General features: G+C 49.7%; 25 protein-coding genes and 1 pseudogene. 11 read left to right on the top strand and 15 right to left on the bottom strand.

Features of this window, described 5'->3' with window-relative positions; translation table 11 throughout:
• The first annotated feature begins 7 nt into the window (after window positions 1–7).
• The gene (gene mntP, locus BEG40_RS01685; RefSeq protein ID WP_105284779.1) at window positions 8–574 is read left to right on the top strand and encodes a manganese efflux pump MntP; all 567 of its coding nucleotides are present in this window, start codon (window positions 8–10) and stop codon (window positions 572–574) included.
• Here mntP and rlmA read toward each other — a convergent pair.
• The 5 genes from rlmA to mgrB all read right to left on the bottom strand — a co-directional run bounded on the left by rlmA (window position 571) and on the right by mgrB (window position 3,083).
• On the bottom strand, window positions 571–1,380 hold the full coding sequence (gene rlmA / locus BEG40_RS01680; protein WP_105284778.1) for a 23S rRNA (guanine(745)-N(1))-methyltransferase: 810 nt from the start codon (window positions 1,378–1,380) through the stop codon (window positions 571–573). The genes mntP and rlmA overlap by 4 nt on opposite strands.
• 165 nt (window positions 1,381–1,545) lie before the next feature.
• Window positions 1,546–1,755 (bottom strand): transcription antiterminator/RNA stability regulator CspE, encoded by a 210-nt coding sequence (gene cspE / locus BEG40_RS01675; RefSeq protein ID WP_001062678.1) that lies wholly within the window; start codon window positions 1,753–1,755, stop codon window positions 1,546–1,548.
• 39 nt (window positions 1,756–1,794) lie between these two features.
• Window positions 1,795–1,911 (bottom strand): DUF2627 domain-containing protein, encoded by a 117-nt coding sequence (locus tag BEG40_RS01670; protein ID WP_032141266.1) that lies wholly within the window; start codon window positions 1,909–1,911, stop codon window positions 1,795–1,797.
• Window positions 1,912–2,577: 666 nt separating this feature from the next.
• Window positions 2,578–2,865, bottom strand: coding sequence for a YebO family protein (locus tag BEG40_RS01660; RefSeq protein ID WP_001006854.1), 288 nt, complete (start codon window positions 2,863–2,865; stop codon window positions 2,578–2,580).
• A gap of 74 nt (window positions 2,866–2,939) precedes the next feature.
• The gene (gene mgrB, locus BEG40_RS01655; protein WP_000714530.1) at window positions 2,940–3,083 is read right to left on the bottom strand and encodes a PhoP/PhoQ regulatory lipoprotein MgrB; all 144 of its coding nucleotides are present in this window, start codon (window positions 3,081–3,083) and stop codon (window positions 2,940–2,942) included.
• A 157-nt stretch (window positions 3,084–3,240) separates the two neighbouring features.
• Here mgrB and BEG40_RS01650 point away from each other — a divergent pair, with 157 nt between their 5' ends.
• Window positions 3,241–3,480, top strand: a complete 240-nt coding sequence (locus BEG40_RS01650) for a YobH family protein (protein WP_105284777.1) — start codon at window positions 3,241–3,243, stop codon at window positions 3,478–3,480.
• A 141-nt stretch (window positions 3,481–3,621) separates the two neighbouring features.
• On the opposite strand, the gene kdgR is transcribed toward BEG40_RS01650, so the two are convergent.
• A complete protein-coding gene (kdgR, locus tag BEG40_RS01645; RefSeq protein WP_105284776.1) occupies window positions 3,622–4,413 on the bottom strand; it encodes a DNA-binding transcriptional regulator KdgR in 792 nt (263 codons plus the stop codon).
• 176 nt (window positions 4,414–4,589) lie between these two features.
• Here kdgR and BEG40_RS01640 point away from each other — a divergent pair, with 176 nt between their 5' ends.
• Complete coding sequence (locus BEG40_RS01640; protein WP_105284775.1) at window positions 4,590–5,963, top strand: MFS transporter; 1,374 nt, start codon at window positions 4,590–4,592, stop codon at window positions 5,961–5,963.
• Window positions 5,964–6,008: 45 nt separating this feature from the next.
• On the opposite strand, the gene htpX is transcribed toward BEG40_RS01640, so the two are convergent.
• The 4 genes from htpX to msrC form a co-directional block, all read right to left on the bottom strand.
• Window positions 6,009–6,890, bottom strand: a complete 882-nt coding sequence (gene htpX / locus BEG40_RS01635) for a protease HtpX (protein ID WP_000984500.1) — start codon at window positions 6,888–6,890, stop codon at window positions 6,009–6,011.
• Window positions 6,891–7,081: 191 nt separating this feature from the next.
• The gene (prc, locus tag BEG40_RS01630; RefSeq protein WP_105284774.1) at window positions 7,082–9,130 is read right to left on the bottom strand and encodes a carboxy terminal-processing peptidase; all 2,049 of its coding nucleotides are present in this window, start codon (window positions 9,128–9,130) and stop codon (window positions 7,082–7,084) included.
• A 19-nt stretch (window positions 9,131–9,149) separates the two neighbouring features.
• On the bottom strand, window positions 9,150–9,848 hold the full coding sequence (proQ, locus tag BEG40_RS01625; RefSeq protein WP_000431380.1) for an RNA chaperone ProQ: 699 nt from the start codon (window positions 9,846–9,848) through the stop codon (window positions 9,150–9,152).
• A gap of 96 nt (window positions 9,849–9,944) precedes the next feature.
• Window positions 9,945–10,442 (bottom strand): free L-methionine (R)-S-oxide reductase MsrC, encoded by a 498-nt coding sequence (gene msrC, locus BEG40_RS01620; protein ID WP_001043882.1) that lies wholly within the window; start codon window positions 10,440–10,442, stop codon window positions 9,945–9,947.
• A 129-nt stretch (window positions 10,443–10,571) separates the two neighbouring features.
• On the opposite strand from msrC, the gene yebS reads away from it, so the two are divergent.
• The 5 genes from yebS (at window position 10,572) to BEG40_RS01595 (ending at window position 16,627) form a co-directional block, all read left to right on the top strand.
• The gene (gene yebS / locus BEG40_RS01615; protein WP_105284773.1) at window positions 10,572–11,855 is read left to right on the top strand and encodes a membrane integrity lipid transport subunit YebS; all 1,284 of its coding nucleotides are present in this window, start codon (window positions 10,572–10,574) and stop codon (window positions 11,853–11,855) included.
• Entirely contained in the window at window positions 11,824–14,457 is a 2,634-nt protein-coding gene (gene yebT, locus BEG40_RS01610) for a lipid-binding membrane homeostasis protein YebT (RefSeq protein WP_105284772.1), read from the top strand. The genes yebS and yebT overlap by 32 nt, the downstream gene beginning before the upstream one ends.
• Before the next feature lie 79 nt (window positions 14,458–14,536).
• Complete coding sequence (rsmF, locus tag BEG40_RS01605) at window positions 14,537–15,976, top strand: 16S rRNA (cytosine(1407)-C(5))-methyltransferase RsmF (protein ID WP_105284869.1); 1,440 nt, start codon at window positions 14,537–14,539, stop codon at window positions 15,974–15,976.
• Window positions 15,977–16,093: 117 nt separating this feature from the next.
• Window positions 16,094–16,330 carry a DUF1480 family protein gene (locus BEG40_RS01600; RefSeq protein WP_010345804.1) on the top strand — a complete coding sequence of 79 codons (237 nt, stop codon included), beginning with the start codon at window positions 16,094–16,096 and terminating at the stop codon, window positions 16,328–16,330.
• A gap of 105 nt (window positions 16,331–16,435) precedes the next feature.
• Entirely contained in the window at window positions 16,436–16,627 is a 192-nt protein-coding gene (locus tag BEG40_RS01595) for a YdfD/YebW family protein (RefSeq protein ID WP_000457830.1), read from the top strand.
• Here BEG40_RS01595 and pphA read toward each other — a convergent pair whose 3' ends face one another.
• From pphA to yobA, 4 genes are all read right to left on the bottom strand, one after another.
• Window positions 16,628–17,284: a protein-serine/threonine phosphatase gene (gene pphA / locus BEG40_RS01590; RefSeq protein WP_105282436.1), complete on the bottom strand. Its 657-nt coding sequence runs from the start codon at window positions 17,282–17,284 to the stop codon at window positions 16,628–16,630. It lies immediately after the preceding gene.
• Between the two features lie 409 nt (window positions 17,285–17,693).
• Window positions 17,694–18,035, bottom strand: coding sequence for a YebY family protein (locus BEG40_RS01585; protein WP_000976488.1), 342 nt, complete (start codon window positions 18,033–18,035; stop codon window positions 17,694–17,696).
• 12 nt (window positions 18,036–18,047) lie between these two features.
• Window positions 18,048–18,920: a copper homeostasis membrane protein CopD gene (copD, locus tag BEG40_RS01580; protein ID WP_021550651.1), complete on the bottom strand. Its 873-nt coding sequence runs from the start codon at window positions 18,918–18,920 to the stop codon at window positions 18,048–18,050.
• Between the two features lie 3 nt (window positions 18,921–18,923).
• The gene (yobA, locus tag BEG40_RS01575; RefSeq protein WP_000255066.1) at window positions 18,924–19,295 is read right to left on the bottom strand and encodes a CopC domain-containing protein YobA; all 372 of its coding nucleotides are present in this window, start codon (window positions 19,293–19,295) and stop codon (window positions 18,924–18,926) included.
• Window positions 19,296–19,433: 138 nt separating this feature from the next.
• Between yobA and holE the strand changes: the two genes are divergently transcribed.
• From holE to exoX, 3 genes are all read left to right on the top strand, one after another.
• Entirely contained in the window at window positions 19,434–19,664 is a 231-nt protein-coding gene (gene holE / locus BEG40_RS01570) for a DNA polymerase III subunit theta (RefSeq protein ID WP_000916765.1), read from the top strand.
• A gap of 100 nt (window positions 19,665–19,764) precedes the next feature.
• Window positions 19,765–20,421, top strand: a complete 657-nt coding sequence (gene yobB / locus BEG40_RS01565; protein ID WP_000222244.1) for a carbon-nitrogen hydrolase family protein YobB — start codon at window positions 19,765–19,767, stop codon at window positions 20,419–20,421.
• A 24-nt stretch (window positions 20,422–20,445) separates the two neighbouring features.
• Window positions 20,446–21,108, top strand: coding sequence for an exodeoxyribonuclease X (gene exoX / locus BEG40_RS01560; protein ID WP_000944291.1), 663 nt, complete (start codon window positions 20,446–20,448; stop codon window positions 21,106–21,108).
• On the opposite strand, the pseudogene BEG40_RS01555 reads toward exoX, so the two are convergent.
• Window positions 21,105–21,563 (bottom strand): annotated as a pseudogene (locus tag BEG40_RS01555) (prolyl oligopeptidase family serine peptidase); the annotation flags it as partial. The gene exoX and the pseudogene BEG40_RS01555 overlap by 4 nt on opposite strands.
• Window positions 21,564–21,619 lie beyond the last annotated feature (56 nt).

Genomic DNA, 21,619 nt, shown 5'->3' with positions numbered 1-21,619 from the left:
CGTTGTCATGAATATCACTGCTACTGTTCTTCTTGCTTTTGGTATGTCGATGGATGCCTTTGCTGCATCAATCGGTAAAGGTGCCACCCTCCATAAACCGAAATTTTCTGAAGCGTTGCGAACCGGCCTTATTTTTGGTGCTGTCGAAACCCTGACGCCGCTGATCGGCTGGGGAATGGGCATGTTAGCCAGCAGGTTTGTCCTTGAATGGAACCACTGGATTGCGTTTGTTCTGCTGATATTCCTCGGCGGGCGAATGATTATTGAGGGTTTTCGTGGCGCAGATGATGAAGATGAAGAGCCGCGCCGTCGACACGGTTTCTGGCTACTGGTAACCACCGCGATTGCCACCAGCCTGGATGCCATGGCTGTGGGTGTTGGTCTTGCTTTCCTGCAAGTTAATATTATTGCTACTGCTCTGGCGATTGGCTGCGCCACCTTGATCATGTCAACATTAGGTATGATGGTGGGTCGCTTTATCGGTTCAATTATTGGGAAAAAAGCGGAAATTCTTGGCGGGCTGGTGCTTATTGGCATTGGCGCCCAGATCCTCTGGACGCACTACCACGGCTAATTTGTTCGTTGCCAGACGTGAATATTAAAGTCCGTCTGGCAATCAAATTCTTCTTTTGCCGCCAGCGTTTGCCAGACTTCTGGCTTGGCGCGCCAGGCAAACGGAGTCATCTGTAACAACGCAATGGCCTCATCTCCGCGCAGGCGCATCGGATAACACAATTCATCGCTCTGCTGTAATGTAAAACCTTCCAGTTGTTCCGTATGGGGCGCATGTAGATGTACTTCGTCGTAAATCAGCCCCTTCAGCTCCATTAAATGTCGTGGTCCCGGGGTAGCGGTAATGACCCATCTTCCCGGTTTGACCACGCGCGCTAATTCTTCTGCTTTGCACGGCGCGTAGATACGGATAATGGCATCCATACTGCTATCAGAAAACGGCAGACGGTGGCTGGAAGCGACACAAAAGGTAACCTGCTGATAACGTTTCGCCGCAGCTTTAATCGCAACCTTAGAGACATCCAGACCAAAAGTAGTCACACCCGGCAATGCCTCAGCAAAAGCATGAGTGTAATACCCTTCCCCACAGCCAATATCCAGTATTGCCGTTGCGTGCTCATCAAGACAAGCACACAATTGAGCGACTATCGCATCACGAAGCGGCTGATAATGGCCGGCATCTAAAAATGTGCGCCGCGCTTGCATCATTTCCGCACTGTCGCCCGGATCGCGGGATCGTTTATGCTGAACGGGCAGCAAATTAACATATCCCTCTTTCGCCATATCGAATTGATGCCGTTGGGGACAGATATAGCTGTTTTTTTCAAGCGATAGCGGCTGATGACAAAGTGGACAGGAAAACGACATGACAACTCCGGCAGGATACTAAAGGCCGCAAGTGTAACGCGGATTGCGCGTCAGGCAAATATCCGCAGGCAAGAGCGTGAATAAAACAAAGTAAAAAGCCTCGCATTTGGACGAGGCTTTATAGCGAGATTGAAGCGCGTTTACACTTCAGATCAGTGGTTTCGATCAGATTGCTGTTACGTTAACAGCTGCCGGACCTTTCTGGCCGTCCTGAATTTCGAACTCAACGTTCTGGCCTTCGGCCAGAGTTTTGAAGCCATTACCCTGAATAGCGGAAAAGTGTACGAATACATCTTTGCTGCCATCAGCCGGAGTAATGAAGCCAAAACCTTTAGACTCGTTGAACCACTTAACCTGACCTTTAATCTTTGCCATTTGAAAAATTCCTTAGATTGTTTTCTTCGCCCGCAGGCATTACAGAGATAAAACTGACACATTACTGCATGAGGCACTAATATAAGGCTCGGCAGAGAAGCGGTATTCAACGACAACGTGTTTACTCAGGACTTCTTTACTGAAAATGCCACACATAAACAGAACTGTACCTCGTTTAACCCGAAACTGTTATCACATACAACGTTAATTATGGCAAGCCATTTTTAAACATGTCTCGATCAGCCGCACAAATCTCGATACGCCTTCCACTTTTTTGCACATTTATGCAACGGAATACGTGCCGATATATTGATGCACTTAACCATACCATTACAAACAGATACTTGACCTGATGCAGTTTCTAACATAGTTCAATAACTTCAGTTCTTCCAGAGCAGCACTACAACTTATTACGCTATGCGAGCAATATCACTTTTTATGATATATAACGAATAAAATATTATATAAATTCACCTCACAAAACAGTCAGTTAACAACAAACACGAACACAATGAAGAAACTATACTTAAGGCATATTATTATTTTAAAATAAGAAAAATTGATGAATTACTAAAAAGTGAGAAGAGAAACGTTTCGCTAATAAACAATACCGTGATTGTTCACTATTCCGATGTAAACATCCCAATGACTTAGTGAGGTAAATATCTTTTTCTGATATCGATATTATGAAATAAATAACACGATAAATAATTGAAGTCAGACCAGAGTATTAATTTGAATCAATTGCACCACTATAGTGCATATATGAATGATAAGATGAGTAACCCGTCTGCACCTGGGTTACTCAAATTTGAGGAAGAATTACCGTTCAGCTACCAGACGGATGATATCGTCATCTTCAGCCGCTTTTTGGTTCTCAGCAGCACTGGCATTCGTTTTTTCAGGTTCGCTTGCTTCGCACAAACGACGTAACAGCGCATTTTGCCGTTTTTGCTGATCCAGCAATGCCTCAAGAAGTTCAATCTGTTCGTTAGTCCGTGAACTGGCACGGTTGATGAAAAACCACAAGATGAGCCCAATAGCGAGAACAACCACCGATACAACCAAAGACGCAATGTTCATCACGCCTGAATTTACAACTTCGTTCATTTCACCACCTCTAAGTAGAGGCGCCATTCTACCACTGCTACACAGGAAGGAAATCTACTGTTGAAAAAATGATATCACCATGGGATAAATTGATTGATGGTACAAATTCCGTTGAAAAATTGTACATCCTGATCGCACATCATATTGAATACCTGTGCCCATAGCAGCAAGCAAGCCAGCACAGCGACAACCAGAACGCCCCATCGAAACTTTTTCACTCCAGTCTCCGTTTAAACTACCTTATGTCATTAAACTATCATGCGTTAGTTAAACAGCGCCTAACCATGTCGATATTCGTGCTTTTTCGGAACTATACGCTTGCTTCAGCCCATATTACCGCTACGATTAGGCGAACAAAAAAGAGAAGAGGTCATAATGCGATTCATTATTCGCACAATTATGTTGATAGCACTGGTATGGACAGGATTATTACTAAGCGGATATGGCGTTCTGATTGGAAGCAAGGAAAATGCCGCTGGGTTAGGTTTGCAATGTTCCTATCTGACCGCCAGAGGCACCAACACGGTACAATATCTGCACACTAAAAGTGGGCTTTTCGGAATAACAGATTGCCCGCTGTTACGTAAAAGCAATAACGTTGTGGATAATGGTTAAAGGCATAAATAGCTACTTAAACCGAAGATAAAAAGCACATTCATCGCCATAGCGTACTATGTTACGCCATTTGTAACTTTATTTAACCCACGCGAAATACAGAACCTGTCTGAATATTATACAGACAGGTTCTTCCTCTAATCAGAACGGATAGTCGTGATACCCCATTTGCGAGGAAATTTTACGCGCCGCCGTATGCAGCATAGTCACGTACTCCTGCAAACGCTCCTCAGAAAAACGCAGGGTCGGGAAGGAAATACTCAAACCAGCAATAACCACGCCAAAGCGGTCAAATACCGGAACTGCGATACAGCGCAGCCCCTCTTCCTGCTCTTCGTTATCTTCGCCATAACCTTGCTCGCGCACCTGATCCAACACCGGTAATAACGCTTCCGTGCTGGTAATGGTACGATCGGTACTGCGTTTATACTCAACACCCTCAAGGATTTGCTTTACTTCATCACGATCGCGCCAGGCCAGCAAGACTTTACCAATCGCAGTACTGTAAAGCGGATTACGACGACCAACCCGTGAATACATGCGCAAATTGTACATAGAGTCAATTTTGTGGATGTAAACAATGCTGTCTTCATCCAGCGCACCAAGGTGGATGGTCTCTTTGGTCAGGCGGGAAAGCTCACGCATCTGGATATCTGCGCTACGAATAAGATCAACATTTTGTAACGCCCGGGCGCCCAGTTCAAACAATTTTAGCGTCAGCGAATATTTCTCCGACTCCCCTTCCTGCGCCACATAGCCCAGGGTTTTCATGGTGTGTAAAAAGCGATAAACGGTGCTTTTTGACATCATGACGCGCTGTGACAGCTCGGTTATCCCTATTTCGCGCTCTTCGCCCAGCGCCTGCAGAATGCCAAAAACTTTCAGTACAGAAGATACAGAATCAGGCTGTTTATCCAGATCTGCGTTAGCCATTTATCACCTCATTGCGAGTGTTTTATAAAAATCAGAACTGTTTTTTATTATAATTTCGTGCCTGGGTGGTCGCAATCCATCTTTTGCCGGTTAGTTACAATTCTGCGACATCCGCAGTGAATATCAGTGCTAGAATCATAACCCTGTTGATTATTACCAAAAGATATAAAATTCCTATGCCAAAAGTTCAGGCCGATGGTCTGCCGTTGCCTCAGCGATACGGCGCGATTTTGACCATTATTATTGGTATTTCGATGGCGGTCCTCGACGGCGCTATCGCCAACGTCGCCTTACCAACAATCGCCACAGACCTTCATGCCACGCCAGCCAGCTCCATCTGGGTAGTGAACGCCTATCAAATCGCCATTGTCGTCTCTCTGCTCTCATTCTCGTTTCTGGGAGATATGTTTGGCTACCGACGCATTTATAAATGCGGTCTGGTGGTTTTTCTGTTGTCTTCGCTGTTCTGCGCCCTTTCTGATTCGCTGCAAATGCTCACCCTGGCGCGCGTAATACAAGGTTTCGGCGGCGCAGCACTGATGAGCGTCAACACTGCACTTATCCGCCTGATCTACCCGCAGCGTTTTCTGGGGAGGGGGATGGGAATTAACTCGTTTATTGTCGCCGTCTCCTCGGCTGCCGGTCCGACAATTGCAGCGGCAATTCTTTCCTTTGCTTCCTGGAAATGGTTATTTTTAATCAACGTGCCGTTGGGTATTATCGCTCTGCTTCTGGCGATGCGTTTTCTGCCACCTAATGGTTCTCGCTCCAGTAAGCCGCGTTTTGACCTACCCAGCGCCGTGATGAACGCGTTAACCTTCGGCCTGCTTATTACTGCGTTGAGTGGTTTCGCTCAGGGGCAATCGCTGACGTTGATTGCTGCGGAACTGGCGGTAATGGTTGTCGTGGGTATTTTCTTTATTCGCCGCCAGCTTGCTCTTCCCGTACCGCTGCTACCGGTGGATTTACTGCGCATTCCGCTGTTTTCACTTTCTATTTGCACATCTATTTGCTCTTTCTGCGCACAGATGTTGGCAATGGTTTCCCTGCCCTTTTACCTGCAAACCGTGCTTGGGCGCAGTGAAGTAGAAACGGGTTTACTCCTGACGCCGTGGCCCTTAGCTACCATGGTGATGGCACCGCTGGCAGGCTATCTGATAGAACGCGTACATGCCGGGTTACTTGGTGCTTTGGGATTGTTCATTATGGCAGCGGGTCTGTTTTCACTGGTTCTGCTGCCCGCTTCTCCTGCGGATATCAACATTATCTGGCCAATGGTCTTATGCGGCGTCGGATTTGGCTTATTCCAGTCACCCAATAACCACACCATCATCACCTCCGCCCCTCGCGAACGTAGCGGTGGTGCCAGTGGCATGTTAGGCACAGCTCGTCTGCTTGGTCAGAGTAGCGGCGCGGCTCTGGTGGCTCTGATGTTAAATCAGTTTGGCGATAATGGTACGCACGTCTCGCTGATGACTGCGGCTATTCTGGCCGTGATTGCTGCTTGCGTCAGTGGGTTACGGATTACCCAACCACGATCTCAGCCATAAAAAAAGCGCGTCGACCAGGACGCGCTTTTTAGCATTTACTTCATATTACTTCAGATATTCACCCGTGCGCAGAGCTTCAATACGTTTATCCAGCGGCGGGTGAGTCATGAACAGCTCACTCAGCGATTTCGATTTACCATTAATGCAGAAAGCCATCATGCTGGTTGCTTCTTGCGGCTCATAGCTGGTTTTCAGGCGCTGCAGGGCGGCAATCATTTTTTCACGCCCAACCAGTTTGGCAGACCCCGCATCGGCGTGGAATTCACGATGACGCGAGAACCACATGGTAATAATGCTCGCCAGAATACCAAATACCAGCTCCAGCACCGTCGCGACTGCAAAATAGATCAGAGGGTTGCCGTTGCTCTCTTCACCTTCGTCACGGTTACCGCCCATAAAGCCAGCAGCCAGTTGCGCGAGAATACGAGAAATAAAGATAACGAAGGTGTTCACCACGCCCTGAATCAGCGTCATCGTGACCATATCACCATTGGCAATGTGGCTGATTTCGTGAGCGATTACTGCCTCGGCTTCATCCGGGCTCATGTTTTGCAACAAACCGGTGCTGACAGCAACCAGAGAAGCATCACGGCGCGCACCGGTTGCAAAGGCGTTGATATCCGGCGCATGGTAGATAGCCACTTGCGGCATAGCAATCCCAGCCTGACGTGCCTGGGTTGCAACAGTATTGATCAGCCAACGTTCCCTTTCGTTACGCGGTTGCTCGATCACTTCCCCGCCAACAGATCGTAATGCCATCCATTTGGACATCAGAAGCGAAACGAAGGAACCACCAAAACCGAACAGCAAGGCCATAATCATCAGCCCCTGAACGCTGCTCGACTGTATCCCTGTCAGGCTCAGTACCAGCCCGAAAACGACCATCACGGCCAGGTTCGTTAGCAGGAAGAGCGCGATTCGCATCATAATTTTCTTTTTACCTCAGTTTAACAAAACGCAATATGCGATACCCACATCGTATGGGCTACGTGACTATTTTCAAGTCCGGATAGCGCGTAAGTCACCAGAAAGACACAACTTTACATTTTGTAGCATCTGATTTACGGCATCTTGCCACTGTTAAAAAATCAGGCACAATTTCTTGTGCCTGATTGATGTTACTTGACGGGAGCGGGCTGTTCCGCAGGTCTGGCTTTTTCCAGACGCGCTAAATCAAGCGCGATGTTTACTGTTTCATCCAGATACGGATCTGGCTCCTTGTAATCTTTTGGCAGATCGTCCAGTTTCTTCAACTCCGGTTTTCCTTCGCGTTTAAAGCGATCGTTCAACCGCGCCAGACGCGTCGCATCGTCTTCGTTATTCTCTTTTTCACGCACAGCGTAATTCAGAGAAACGATGTTGCGTTTGTCCTTCATGGCGTTGAAGCGAGCGATATCCTTCATGATGTTCTGGAACTCAGGATCCTTCGCAATACGCGCATTATGTTCCTTCAGCAACTCCGGTTCAAACGCCGTTAAGTCTCCTGATTTCACATAGGTTGCAGCGTCAATGCTATCCCACGGCAGCGCGTTATCTTCGAATTTCTCACCGGTTTCCGTCTCTTCATTGCCCGTAGGCATGATGATATCTGGCGTTACGCCTTTACGTTGCGTACTGCCGCCGTTAACGCGATAGAATTTCTGGATTGTGTACTGTACTGAACCCAGCGCCGGCCATTCAGGACGTAACATCTGATCGTAGATGCGGTTCAGAGAACGATACTGCTGGACTGTGCCTTTACCGAATGTCGGCTCACCCACAACCAGCGCACGACCGTAATCCTGCATGGCAGCAGCAAAGATTTCCGAAGCCGAAGCACTGAAACGGTCAACCAGCACCACCAACGGGCCTTTATAGAAAACCTGACCGTCGTTATCGCTATCTTCGCGAACCTTGCCGTTGTTATCACGAACCTGCACAATCGGACCGGAAGGAATAAACAGCCCTGAGAGCGATACAGCTTCAGTCAGCGCCCCACCACCGTTACTACGCAGGTCGATAATGACACTGCTGACATTTTGTTTTTCCAGTTTCTGCAGTTGAACTTTGACATCGTCCGTCAAGCCAACATAGAAGCCCGGAATATCCAGCACACCGACTTTTTCTTTGCTGACAGTCTTCACAGACATTTTAACTGCACGGTCTTCCAGACGAATGCGCTCACGCGTCAGCGTTACTGTCCGGGTCTTGGTTCCTTTACCCGCAGGCAGAATTTCCAGACGAACCTTACTGCCTTTCGGCCCTTTGATTAAGGCAACGACATCATCAAGACGCCAGCCAATCACATCAACCATCGGTTTACCGGTTTGTCCGACACCGACAATTTTGTCACCAACGCTGATAGCTTTACTCTTCGCTGCCGGCCCACCCGCCACCATTGAATTGATAACGGTGTAGTCATCATCCATTTGCAGCACTGCGCCAATACCTTCCAGCGACAAACTCATTTCAGTATTGAACTGTTCGGTATTGCGCGGAGAAAGGTAGTTGGTATGCGGGTCGATTTCACGTGCAAATGCCATCATTGCCAGCGAGAAAACATCTTCGCTGTTGGTTTGCGCCAGACGACGAATAGCAAATTTGTAGCGGCGAGTCAGGGTTTCACGAATTTCTTTATCCGTCTTTCCCGTTAGCTTCAGACTTAACTCGTCGAATTTGACTTTGCTGTCCCACAGCGCGTTCAACTCGGCCTCGTTTTTCGGCCAGGGCGCTTTGCTGCGGTCAAGGTTATAAGTGTCGTTGCCGGTGAAATCCATCGGCTTTTCCAGTACAGACAACGCATACTGGTAACGTTCAAAACGGCGTTTTTGCGCCAGATTGTAGAGATCGTAGAAAACGTCGAGTTTGCCTGAACGCAGTTCATCGCCCAACTCGGTTTTCTTTTTCGCGAACTGTTCAACATCGCTTGCCAACAGCACATTGTGGCTGTAATCAAGCAAATTCAGGTAGCGGTCAAAGATTTTGGCCGAGAACGCCTGATCGAGATCGAACTGACGATAATGGGAACGGGTGAAGCGCGACGTTACGCGCTCACTCACAGTCGCATGCTGCGTCTCTTCCTTTAATACCGGAATTTGATCAGCACGCGTAATATCTTCTACAGCGAAGGTCTGGCCTGCTATTGCAAGCAGGCCAGCTAACGCGGTAAGCCTAAAAAACATGTTCATGCCTGGCCCGGCCTCCGTTTCAGAACACCAGGTGTTCTGCGCGCACAATCAAAGACATACCCGAATTCAGTTGGACGCGGACGCCGTCTTTGGTGATTTCTAATACGGTGGCATCCATCGCGTTTTGACCAGCTTTCACCTTCAGGGCTTGTCCGACAGTCAGAGCTGAAATGTCAGAAACCGGGGTATGCTGTTCTTCGCGAGGTGCTTTTACTGTTTTTGGCGCTTTCTCAGCCGGTTTTTGCGCGCGAGGTTTGCGCTCGGCGCCTTCTTTACGGCGTTGCGCGGCAGGACGAGGTTTACGTTCGCGGCGCGGTGCATCTTCTTTCTCACCAGAAGCTGCGGCAGCTTCGCGTTTTTTCGCTTGCTGTTCAGCACGCTGAGCCTGAACGCGTGCTTTCGCTTCTTCAAGCTGTTTGCGAGCATGTTCTACATGCTGCTCGTCCAGCTCACCGCATGGGTTGCCGTCAAGATCGACACGCGTTGCGCCGGGTTTAACACCGTAAAGGTAACGCCAGCTCGAGGTGTAGAGACGTAAAGCAGATCGCAGTTGCGTTTTGCTCAGGTTCATTTCCCCGGCAACACGATCGACCAAATCCTGAAAAATACCGATTTTCAGCGGACGCGCTTCACCTTCCGCACTGAAACAGTGGGGAAAACGTTCGGCCAGAAACGCGATTACTTCTTTACTGCTATTCAACTTAGGTTGATTTTCCATGAAATTTCCTGATTACAACGGACGTAGCCAACAAGCGCAGGCATGAACAGGCGTCATTATAATGACGCCATCAGTAAATGCTACGTTATCCGTTGATTATCCTGCGACGCTCGCAAAGAATTTTTTGTAATCCGTCGTTGCAAGCACCTTTTCAAGCTGTGCCACAAGCTGACGTAAGCCTTGCTCGTCCTCGTCTGTAAAGCGACCGAAGACGGTACTGTCGATGTCGAGAACACCAATAATCTGATTTTTCACCACCAGCGGCAGGACAATTTCAGAATTACTCGCCGCATCACAAGCAATATGCCCGTCAAAAGCGTGAACATCCTCGATTCGTTGTACTTGATTGCGGGCAACCGCAGTGCCACACACGCCGCGCCCGACGGGGATCCGTACACAGGCAATTTTGCCCTGAAATGGTCCGAGCACCAGCGTATCGTCCTCAAGTAAATAAAAACCGGCCCAGTTTACGTCAGTCAGACGTTCGTATAACAACGCGCTGGTGTTTGCCAGCGTTGCCAGAAAACTGGTTTCTCCCGCCATCAGCGCATTAAAGTCGCGGTTTAAGTCCGCGTAAAATTCTGTTTTGTTCATTATATAATCACTTGGTTGTCTTACCTGAAACTGCCAGCCTATTAAAATAAGCATTAAATGCGTTAATGCTCAAGATCATTCCCATCATGGGTTAAGATTAATGCTAATTCTTACTATATTTGGCTCGTCATGGCACTTAACACCCCGCAAATTACGCCAACAAAAAAGATAACAGTGAGCTCAATCGGCGAGGAACTGCCGCGTGGTGATTACCAACGTTGCCCGCAATGTGACATGCTGTTTAGCCTGCCCGAGATAAATTCGCATCAAAGTGCCTATTGTCCGCGCTGTCAGGCCAAAATTCGTGACGGGCGTGACTGGTCGCTAACGCGCCTGGCGGCAATGGCGTTCACCATGCTGTTGCTGATGCCGTTTGCCTGGGGCGAACCACTGTTGCATATCTGGCTGTTAGGTATTCGTATTGACGCCAACGTCATGCAGGGCATCTGGCAAATGACTAAACAAGGTGATCCTGTAACGGGCGCGATGGTCTTTTTCTGCGTTATCGGCGCCCCACTTATCCTCGTCACATCTATTGCTTATTTGTGGTTTGGCAACCGACTGGGGATGAACTTACGCCCGGTACTGCTGATGCTTGAGCGACTGAAAGAGTGGGTGATGCTGGATATCTACCTGGTCGGCATTGGTGTTGCTTCTATAAAGGTACAGGATTATGCCCATATCCAGGCTGGTGTCGGCTTATTCTCTTTTGTGGCGTTGGTGATTTTAACGACGGTGACGTTGTCACATCTTAATGTTGAACAGCTGTGGGAGCGATTTTATCCTGAACGCCCTGCCACGCGCAGGGACGCGAAACTACGCGTTTGCCTGGGGTGTCACTTTACCGGCTACCCTGATCCGCGCGGTCGCTGCCCCCGCTGCCATATCCCGCTTCGCCTGCGTCGTCATCATAGTCTTCAAAAATGTTGGGCGGCGCTGTTGGCTTCAGTCGTCTTGTTGTTACCAGCCAACCTGTTGCCTATCTCGATCATTTATCTGAACGGTGGACGACAAGAAGATACGATTCTTTCCGGCATTATGTCGCTGGCAAATAGCAATATTGCGGTCGCCGGAATTGTGTTTATCGCCAGTATTCTGGTGCCGTTTACCAAAGTGATTGTTATGTTCACTTTATTATTGAGCATTCATTTTAAATGCCAGCAAGGGCTACGCACGCGAATACTGTTACTGCGAATGGTGACCTGGATTGGTCGCTGGTCGATGCTCGATCTGTTTGTCATTTCTTTAACTATGTCGCTGATCAATCGCGATCAGATCCTCGCTTTTACTATGGGACCGGCTGCGTTTTATTTCGGCGCAGCGGTTATTTTAACTATTCTTGCAGTGGAATGGCTGGACAGCCGCTTACTTTGGAATGCACATGAGTCAGGAAACGCCCGCTTCGACGACTGAAGCGCAGATTAAAACTAAACGCCGTATCTCACCTTTCTGGCTACTGCCGTTCATTGCGCTAATGATTGCCGGCTGGCTGATTTGGGACAGTTATCAGGATCGGGGGAACACCGTCACCATCGCCTTTATGTCGGCGGACGGCATTGTCCCTGGCCGCACACCTGTTCGTTATCAGGGCGTTGAAGTCGGAACAGTTCAGGATGTCAGCCTCAGCGACGATCTTCGTAAGATTGAAGTCAGGGTCAGCATCAAGTCCGATATGAAAGATGCGCTGCGCGAAGAGACGCAGTTCTGGCTGGTGACACCAAAAGCCTCTCTGGCAGGTGTCTCCGGGCTGGATGCGCTGGTTGGGGGTAACTATATCGGCATGATGCCAGGCAAAGGCAAAGAGCAGGATCACTTTGTCGCCCTCGATACCCAACCGAAATATCGACTGGATAATGGTGATCTGATGATCCACCTACAGGCTCCCGATCTTGGTTCGCTGAATAGTGGTTCGCTGGTCTATTTTCGCAAGATCCCGGTGGGACGTGTCTACGACTATGCGATCAACCCCAATAACCAGGGCGTGGTGATTGATGTCCTGATTGAGCGGCGTTTTACCGATCTGGTGAAAAAAGGGAGTCGCTTCTGGAACGTTTCTGGCGTTGATGCCAATGTCAGTATCAGTGGTGCGAAAGTGAAACTGGAAAGTCTGGCTGCGCTGGTTAACGGTGCGATTGCCTTCGATTCGCCGGAAGAGTCGAAACCTGCTGAAGCGGAAGATACCTTTGGTTTGTATGAAGATCTCGCCCACAGCCAGCGTGGGGTAATCATAAAACTGGAACTGCCGAGCGGTGCCGGATTAACCGCCGACTCAACGCCGTTAATGTATCAGGGGCTGGAAGTCGGACAACTGACAAAACTGGATTTAAACCCAGGCGGCAGAGTCACCGGAGAAATGACCGTTGATCCCAGCGTCGTAACGCTGTTACGGGAAAATACCCGCATCGAATTACGCAACCCGAAATTATCCCTCAGCGATGCCAACCTCAGCGCCCTGCTCACGGGCAAAACCTTCGAGCTGGTGCCAGGCGATGGTGAGCCGCGCAAGGAGTTTGTCGTTGTGCCTGGGGAGAAAGCCCTGCTGCATGAACCTGATGTTCTGACGCTGACCCTGACCGCGCCAGAAAGTTACGGTATTAATGCAGGCCAGCCGCTCATTCTGCATGGCGTGCAGGTCGGTCAGGTAATTGAACGTAAACTCACCAGCAAAGGCGTCACCTTTACCGTCGCCATTGAACCACAGCATCGCGAGCTGGTAAAAGGCGACAGCAAATTTGTCGTCAACAGCCGTGTCGATGTGAAAGTGGGACTGGACGGCGTTGAGTTTCTCGGTGCCAGCGCCTCTGAATGGATCAACGGAGGAATACGTATTCTGCCGGGCGATAAAGGCGAAATGAAAGCCAGCTATCCGCTGTATGCCAATCTGGAAAAAGCCCTGGAAAACAGCCTTAGCGATTTGCCCACCACGACCGTGAGTTTGAGTGCAGAAACGTTACCAGACGTGCAGGCGGGATCGGTAGTGCTGTACCGTAAGTTTGAGGTTGGCGAAGTCATCACCGTGCGCCCACGGGCTAACGCCTTTGATATCGATCTGCATATTAAACCGGAATATCGCAACCTTCTGACCAGCAACAGCGTGTTCTGGGCAGAAGGCGGAGCGAAAGTTCAGCTTAATGGTAGCGGCCTGACCGTACAGGCTTCGCCACTTTCACGGGCGTTAAAGGGGGCTATCAGCTTCGATAACCTCAGCGGCGCCAGCGCCAGCCAGCGTAAAGGTGATAAGCGTATTCTGTATGCGTCAGAAACGGCGGCTCGTGCCGTCGGCGGGCAGATTACGCTCCACGCTTTTGATGCCGGAAAACTGGCGGTCGGTATGCCAATTCGCTACCTCGGTATTGATATCGGGCAAATTCAGACGCTGGATCTGATAACCGCACGTAATGAAGTACAGGCAAAAGCGGTGCTCTATCCAGAATATGTCCAGACCTTCGCTCGCGGTGGTACACGCTTCTCGGTGGTCACACCGCAGATTTCGGCAGCCGGCGTTGAGCACCTTGATACCATCCTCCAGCCGTATATTAACGTCGAACCCGGACGTGGTAATCCTCGCCGCGACTTTGAATTACAGGAGGCTACCATTACCGATTCTCGTTACCTGGATGGCTTAAGCATTATTGTTGAAGCGCCAGAGGCCGGATCGTTAGGCATCGGTACGCCGGTACTGTTCCGTGGTCTGGAAGTGGGTACGGTCACTGGAATGACGCTGGGCACACTATCGGATCGGGTGATGATTGCGATGCGCATTAGTAAACGTTATCAACACCTGGTGCGTAACAATTCCGTCTTCTGGCTGGCATCGGGCTACAGTCTGGACTTTGGTCTTACGGGTGGCGTAGTGAAAACCGGTACGTTTAACCAGTTTATCCGTGGTGGGATCGCTTTTGCCACTCCGCCTGGTACTCCGCTGGCACCGAAAGCCCAGGAAGGCAAACACTTCTTGTTGCTGGAAAGCGAACCGAAAGAGTGGCGTGAGTGGGGAACCGCGCTACCCAAATAATGCACACTGCTCCGGCGTACCTGCGCCGGAGCGTTTATGCTAAACTGCGCGCCTGTTTTTTTGCCAGTGGTACATGCTCGTGGCCCAACACACCGTTTATTTCCCGGACGCCTTTCTGACGCAAATGCGTGAAGCAATGCCTTCGACGCTCTCATTTGATGATTTTCTTGCCGCCTGTCAGCACCCGTTGCGCCGCAGCATTCGCGTTAATACGCTGAAAATCTCCGTTGCTGATTTCCTGCAATTAACCGCTCCTTATGGCTGGACGCTAACGCCGATCCCGTGGTGTGAAGAGGGTTTCTGGATCGAACGCGACGATGAAGATGCATTGCCGCTGGGTAGTACCGCCGAGCATTTGAGTGGCCTGTTTTATATTCAGGAAGCCAGTTCAATGTTGCCCGTTGCCGCATTGTTTGCCGACGGTAACGCCCCACAGCGGGTGATGGATGTCGCTGCTGCACCAGGCTCAAAAACGACGCAGATTGCCGCACGGATGAATAACGAAGGGGCTATCCTTGCCAATGAGTTTTCCGCCAGCCGGGTTAAAGTGTTACATGCCAATATCAGCCGCTGCGGTATCCGTAACGTGGCTCTGACTCATTTTGATGGTCGCGTGTTTGGTGCAGCGTTGCCAGAAATGTTCGATGCTATTTTGCTGGATGCTCCCTGCTCCGGCGAAGGTGTGGTGCGTAAAGATCCCGATGCGCTGAAAAACTGGTCACCAGAAAGCAATCAGGAGATCGCAGCCACCCAGCGGGAACTGATCGACAGTGCCTTTCATGCGTTACGTCCTGGCGGCACGCTGGTTTACTCGACCTGTACTTTAAACCGGGAAGAGAACGAAGCCGTTTGCCTGTGGCTGAAAGAGACTTACCCTGATGCTGTAGAGTTTTTACCGCTGGGCGATCTCTTCTCTGGCGCGGACAAGGCGCTGACCGAGGAAGGCTTTTTGCACGTCTTCCCACAAATTTATGATTGCGAAGGCTTTTTCGTTGCTCGTCTACGTAAAACTCAGGCGATTCCCGCCTTACCCGCTCCAAAATACAAAGTGGGCAATTTCCCGTTCAGCCCGGTGAAAGATCGCGAAGCTGGACAAATTCGTCAGGCGGCTGCAGGTGTTGGCTTAAACTGGGATGAAAACCTGCGCCTCTGGCAGCGCGATAAAGAAATCTGGTTATTCCCGGTGGGCATTGAAGCGTTGATCGGTAAGCTCCGGTTTTCCCGTCTGGGGATTAAACTTGCTGAAACGCATAACAAAGGTTATCGCTGGCAGCATGAAGCCGTCATTGCCCTTGCCTCCCCCGACCACACTAACGCGTTTGAACTGACACCACAGGAAGCGGAAGAGTGGTATCGCGGGCGCGACGTCTACCCGCAAACCGCGCCAGTTACGGATGATGTGCTGGTCACCTTCCAGCATCAGCCAATCGGTTTAGCCAAACGTATTGGCTCACGGCTGAAAAACAGTTACCCACGGGAGCTGGTACGTGACGGAAAACTGTTTACCGGTAACGCCTGACAACGCACAAAAAAAGCGCACGTTTTGACTGGCGCATTCGGCTGCCTCAACTACGCTGAAAAATGGTGCGATCGGACTGGTCGTACCACAACCGGCACTTAAATGGAGAGCACGAAGATGAAAACCAGTGTACGCATAGGCGCTTTTGAAATCGACGACGGCGAGTTAACCGGCGAATCGCCTGGTGACCGAACGTTAACCATCCCCTGTAAATCTGACCCGGATTTATGTATGCAACTTGATGCCTGGGACGCCGAAACCAGCATTCCAGCCCTGCTAAACGGCGAACACTCTGTCCTTTACCGTACCCGCTACGATCAAAAGTCTGATGCCTGGATTATGCGTCTTGCCTGATCCAAAAAGAACCCGTCGGCATGACGGGTTATTTATCCTGGTTATTTCCCCCATTGTAAAATCTCCCCTAAACTTAACGGTACGGCACCGCACTTCGAGGATGAAATGTTCGCGCTGGTACTTTTTGTTTGCTATCTGGACGCTGGTTGTGACGATATTGTGGTTGATGTCTACAATACGGAACAGCAGTGCCTCTATTCAATGGACGATCAACGGATCCGTCACGGCGGCTGTTTTCCGATTGAGGATTTTATTGATGGTTTCTGGCGACCTGCACACGAGCACAGTGACTTTTAATTATTGCAGTTGCACAAGAGTCAACTCACCTCCGAAGACGGCGCCGGTATCAATATAATGCAAGTTACCGATATCCACGCGATGCCGTAATGGCGTATGCCCAAACCAGAAATGATCGGCACCTGTAATTCCCTGCCCTTTTTGACTCCCACGCAATCGCGATCGACTCCACAACACCTGATGCAGATCGACTTCCTTATGCCACTCATAAATATCGTTGGGGTAATCCGCATGGGCGATGACATGCAATCCGCTACTACAGCTTAATTCAATTATCCACGGCAAAGACCAGCACTTTTCCAGCGCCATTCTCGCCTGCTCGCATTGGCGCCCGGTCAGTGTGGCAAACCAGTCACCGCCATTCATAAACCACAAAGACATCTGCTGTGAATCCAGCGCATCTATCGCCATCTGCTCATGATTGCCCCTTACCGCTCTGACCCAGCGTTGATCCAGTAATTGCAGGCAACGCAAACTCTCCGGGCCACGATCGATAACGTCACCAACCGAGATCAGCAAGTCTTGCCACGGGTCAAACCGGCAGTGCCACAATTTCTTACGCAGTTGCGCCAGGCAGCCATGAATATCCCCCACCAGCCAGATATGTCGCCACTGACTGCCATCAATCTTCTGATAGATGTGTCTCGCCTGTTTCATCAATTCCTTACTCCCGCGCAGAAGATCACATTATCTTAACAAGAATGTTAAAAAAGCCTGGACTGAAGCAGTAGAGTGTGTGTTATGGTTGATGGTGAAGTCAGTGCAGTAAAAGCTGTGATGTAATCATCAAACTGGCTTTATAGATAAAAAGAGACCGAACACGATTCCTGTATTCGGTCCAGGGAAATGGCTCTTGGGAGAGAGCCGTGCGCTAAAAGTTGGCATTAATGCAGGCTTAGTTGCCTTGCCCTTTAAGAATAGATGACGACGCCAGGTTTTCCAGTCCGCGCGTAAAGTGGTCAGAAAAAAAGCGCGTTTATCATCCTCTTAAATGTTAAAAACCGCCCGTTCTGGTGAAAGCATACGGGCGGTTTTTTATTGGAAATCAAAAGACTACTATAGATAATTAACAGAGTTTCTCAGCTCTTTCAATAAACGGTGCCAGACTCATTTTTTCACCTGGTTTGTTAGGATCATCAATCTGGATCACTGAGATAGGCTGGGCGTTGGTCTTTCCGCTGGTAACTTCTTTTTGCGCGACATCGTTCAAAGGGTACTGCACCAGAGTGCTGGGGTTAATGACATACAACGCATTGCCCGGTCGGCATGTCAGCATCACTTCTTCACGATTAAATGCCCATTTGTCTTTGCCAATTTCAAAGCGACTAACGGTGATCACTTGTGGCGCCGCCAGCGCCGCTGCCGAACTGGTAAGCAATACAAATGCCAGAATACTTTTTTTCATCATTTTCGTAATCCATCAAAAAGGTTCGAGAGTTGCAAGCAGGCTGATAATCACCAGCACAACCGCACCAATCGCCCATTCGAGTTTTGTCATCCACACAAACCACGGAGCCGCACGGTCTTCATCTTGCCCCATCCGTGGCACCAGAACATAACGATTTGCCAGTGCAATGGCTACCATAATCATCACCAGTATGGCTTTGAGCAATAAAAGTTGCCCCCAGTAAGTCGCAAGTGTTGGGGGAAATCCGGTAATGAATAATGCATTAAGCACGCCGCTTGCCAGCACGCCAATCACCGCAAAATGTCCACACCAGGAGAATCGCACCAGTGCATGAATGGCCTGACGTCGCCAGCGCCCTTTCACCAACCGCATACACCAGACAACCGGCAGCAAGCCACCAAACCATGCAGCCGCGCAAATCAGATGTACAGCGTGATTCGTCTGATGGATTTTCGCCGTTAATCCTTCGTTTAACGTCGCATGTCCTACTCCCGCCATCAGGATAAATTGCGCGGTAGTTAGCACAAACAACAAACGTGGCATGTTCCCTGGTTGCATCAGAGCTACAGTTAGCGTAACGAGGGCGAGAACGATTTGCCAAATCCAGACACCACCAAACTGCGTTTGTAACACCGATTGCCAAATGTTCAACGAAACCACATCCGACCATCCCGCGCCCATCAATCCGCCCTGAACGGCGAACATCGCAGCGGCGCTGCTCAAACTCCAGACGGCAGCATGTTGTTGTAAACGCAGGAAACGTTTCGTCAGCAAGCGACGAAGTGCCATTGGAGCCAGCCATGCGCCATACATCGCGAAGCCAAAGACCAGCATCAGGGAGGTAAAATGGATAAATCGCAGTGCGACCCAGGTAAACGCCAGCATGTTTTATTTCACTGTAAAGGTGTAATGCCCTTTGGTTTTATGCCCGTCCACCGAGACAACATGCCAGTTGACGGTATAACTTCCGGGCTTCAGGGCGTCGGCAAGCGGAACAATCAATTGGTTTTTGTCTTGTTCATTACGCTTCGCGGGTAATGTTTTAATATCTTCATTCTTTGAACCGATGATTTTGGCGCCGCTGAATCCGGGTTCAATACTTTCAGAGAAGTTTAAAGTAATGGCCTGTGGGGCAGCAGTAACCTCCGCATTCGCCGCAGGATACTGATGCGTCAGATGCGCATGTGCCCAGACAGAAGGCGCCAGCGAAGCGGCAAAAAATACGAGTGCGTAACGAAGAGAGCGTGCAGTTGAAACCATATTATCTATTCCTTTTTGTAATAACTTTTTTACAGAGCATAACCTTGTCTAATGATAGAGTCGAGGATCATCAATTCCGGCTTGCCATCCTGGCTGACTCTTAGTAACTTTTGCCCGCAATTAACGAGGAGACACAATATGCTGAAGAATCTGGCTAAACTGGATCAAACTGAAATGGATAAAGTTAATGTCGATCTGGCGGCTGCCGGGGTGGCATTTAAAGAACGTTACAATATGCCGGTAATTGCTGAGGCGGTTGAACGTGAACAACCGGAACACCTGCGAAGCTGGTTTCGTGAGCGCCTTATCACCCACCGTCTCGCCTCTGTAAATCTGTCACGTTTACCTTACGAGCCTAAACTTAAATAAACCTTATATTAAGTTACACTTTCTTACATAGCGCCTGCTAAATTGTGAGTGTTTTCTTATACGCATCAATATTTGCGGACACTGTGAAAAGGAAGTCATCATGACATACAGGAAAGTCGCAGCAGCACAATATGAGCCTCGTAATGCCTCACTCACTGAGCAGGTAGCCCATCATCTGGAGTTCGTGAGGGCTGCCGCCAGACAGCAGTGCGAACTTTTAGTTTTTCCCTCGCTTTCTCTATTGGGCTGTGATTATAAACGACGATCTCTTCCTGCCCCGCCCGACCTTTCGCTGTTAGCCCCGCTTTGTTATGCCGCGACAACATGGCGAATGACCATTATTACCGGCCTCCCCGTTGAACATAATGAACGTTTTATTCGTGGTATTGCAGTATTCGCCCCAGGGATGAACGCGCCCGGAATTTATCATCAAAGCCACGGCGCATGTCTGGATCGACATTCGAAAACCATCACTGTGGTGGATGGACAACCTGAAGGCATTGATATGCCCCCAACCTGTTCGCTGTTTACCACCGGTCAGTGCATCAGTGAACCCGACCTGTTAGCTTCTACTCGCCACTTACAATTTTTCTCACATCAATTCTCCATCGCCGTCCTGATGGCTAATGCCCGGGGCAACAGCGCACTGTGGGATGAACATGGCAGCCTTATTGTTCGCGCCGATCGCGGTTCGTTATTGTTAGTTGGTCAACGCACACCGCAGGGTTGGCAAGGCGATATCATTCCATTACGCTAGTCGTTTTCGGCTCGGAGTTTTGCCATGCTGCGTATTATCGATACAGAAACCTGCGGTTTACAGGGAGGGATCGTCGAGATTGCCTCAGTTGATGTGGTTGACGGGAAAATCGTCAACCCCATGAGCCACCTGGTGCGCCCCGACCGTCCCATCAGCCCACAGGCTATGGCAATTCACCGAATTACCGAAGCCATGGTCGCCGACAAACCGTGGATTGAGGAGGTGATCCCGCACTACTATGGTAGTGAATGGTATGTCGCACACAACGCCAGCTTTGACCGCCGCGTACTGCCTGAAATGCCTGGCGAGTGGATCTGCACGATGAAACTGGCTCGTCGTTTGTGGCCAGGAATCAAGTACAGCAATATGGCGTTGTATAAAACACGTAAACTCAATGTACAAACGCCGCCAGGCTTGCATCACCACCGTGCGCTGTATGACTGTTACATCACCGCTGCCTTGCTTATCGATATTATGAACACATCCGGCTGGACGGTGGAACAAATGGCGGATATCACTGGACGTCCATCATTGTTAACGACGTTCACGTTTGGCAAGTATCGCGGTAAAGCAGTATCAGAAGTTGCAGAGCGCGATCCGGGCTACCTGCGCTGGTTGTTTAATAACCTCGACAGTATGAGCCCGGAATTGCGTTTAACGTTGAAGCATTATCTGGAGAATGCTTAAGCCGCTGGCTGACCGGGTAATGTCCCCTGCGCCAGCGCAACCAGAAAAGCATATTCCATCGCCACACCTTCGTAAGATTTGAAGCGCCCCGATTTACCGCCGTGCCCTGAGTCCATGTCGGTACACAGCAATAACAGATGGTCATCGGTTTTAAGCTCGCGCAATTTAGCCACCCATTTTGCCGGTTCCCAGTATTGCACCTGTGAATCGTGTAAACCGGTCGTTACCAGCAAATGCGGATAAGGCTGCGCGGTGACGTTGTCATACGGGCTGTAGCTTTTCATATACTCATAATATCGCGGATCCTGCGGATTCCCCCACTCTTCAAATTCGCCAGTGGTAAGAGGAATTGATTCATCAAGCATCGTTGTTACAACATCAACAAACGGCACCTGGGCGATAACGCCGTGGAACAGCTCGGGGCGTTCGTTAATCGCGACCCCCATCAGCATTCCCTAGACTGGCCCCCTGAATCTCCAGACAACCAATATCACTTAAATAAGTGATAGTC

It is taken from the genome of Escherichia sp. MOD1-EC5495, assembly GCF_002965965.1.
GTDB lineage: Bacteria > Pseudomonadota > Gammaproteobacteria > Enterobacterales > Enterobacteriaceae > Escherichia > Escherichia ruysiae.
The sequence above is the reverse complement of the archived record's forward strand: the minus strand, read 5'-3'. Positions and strand labels throughout refer to the sequence as shown.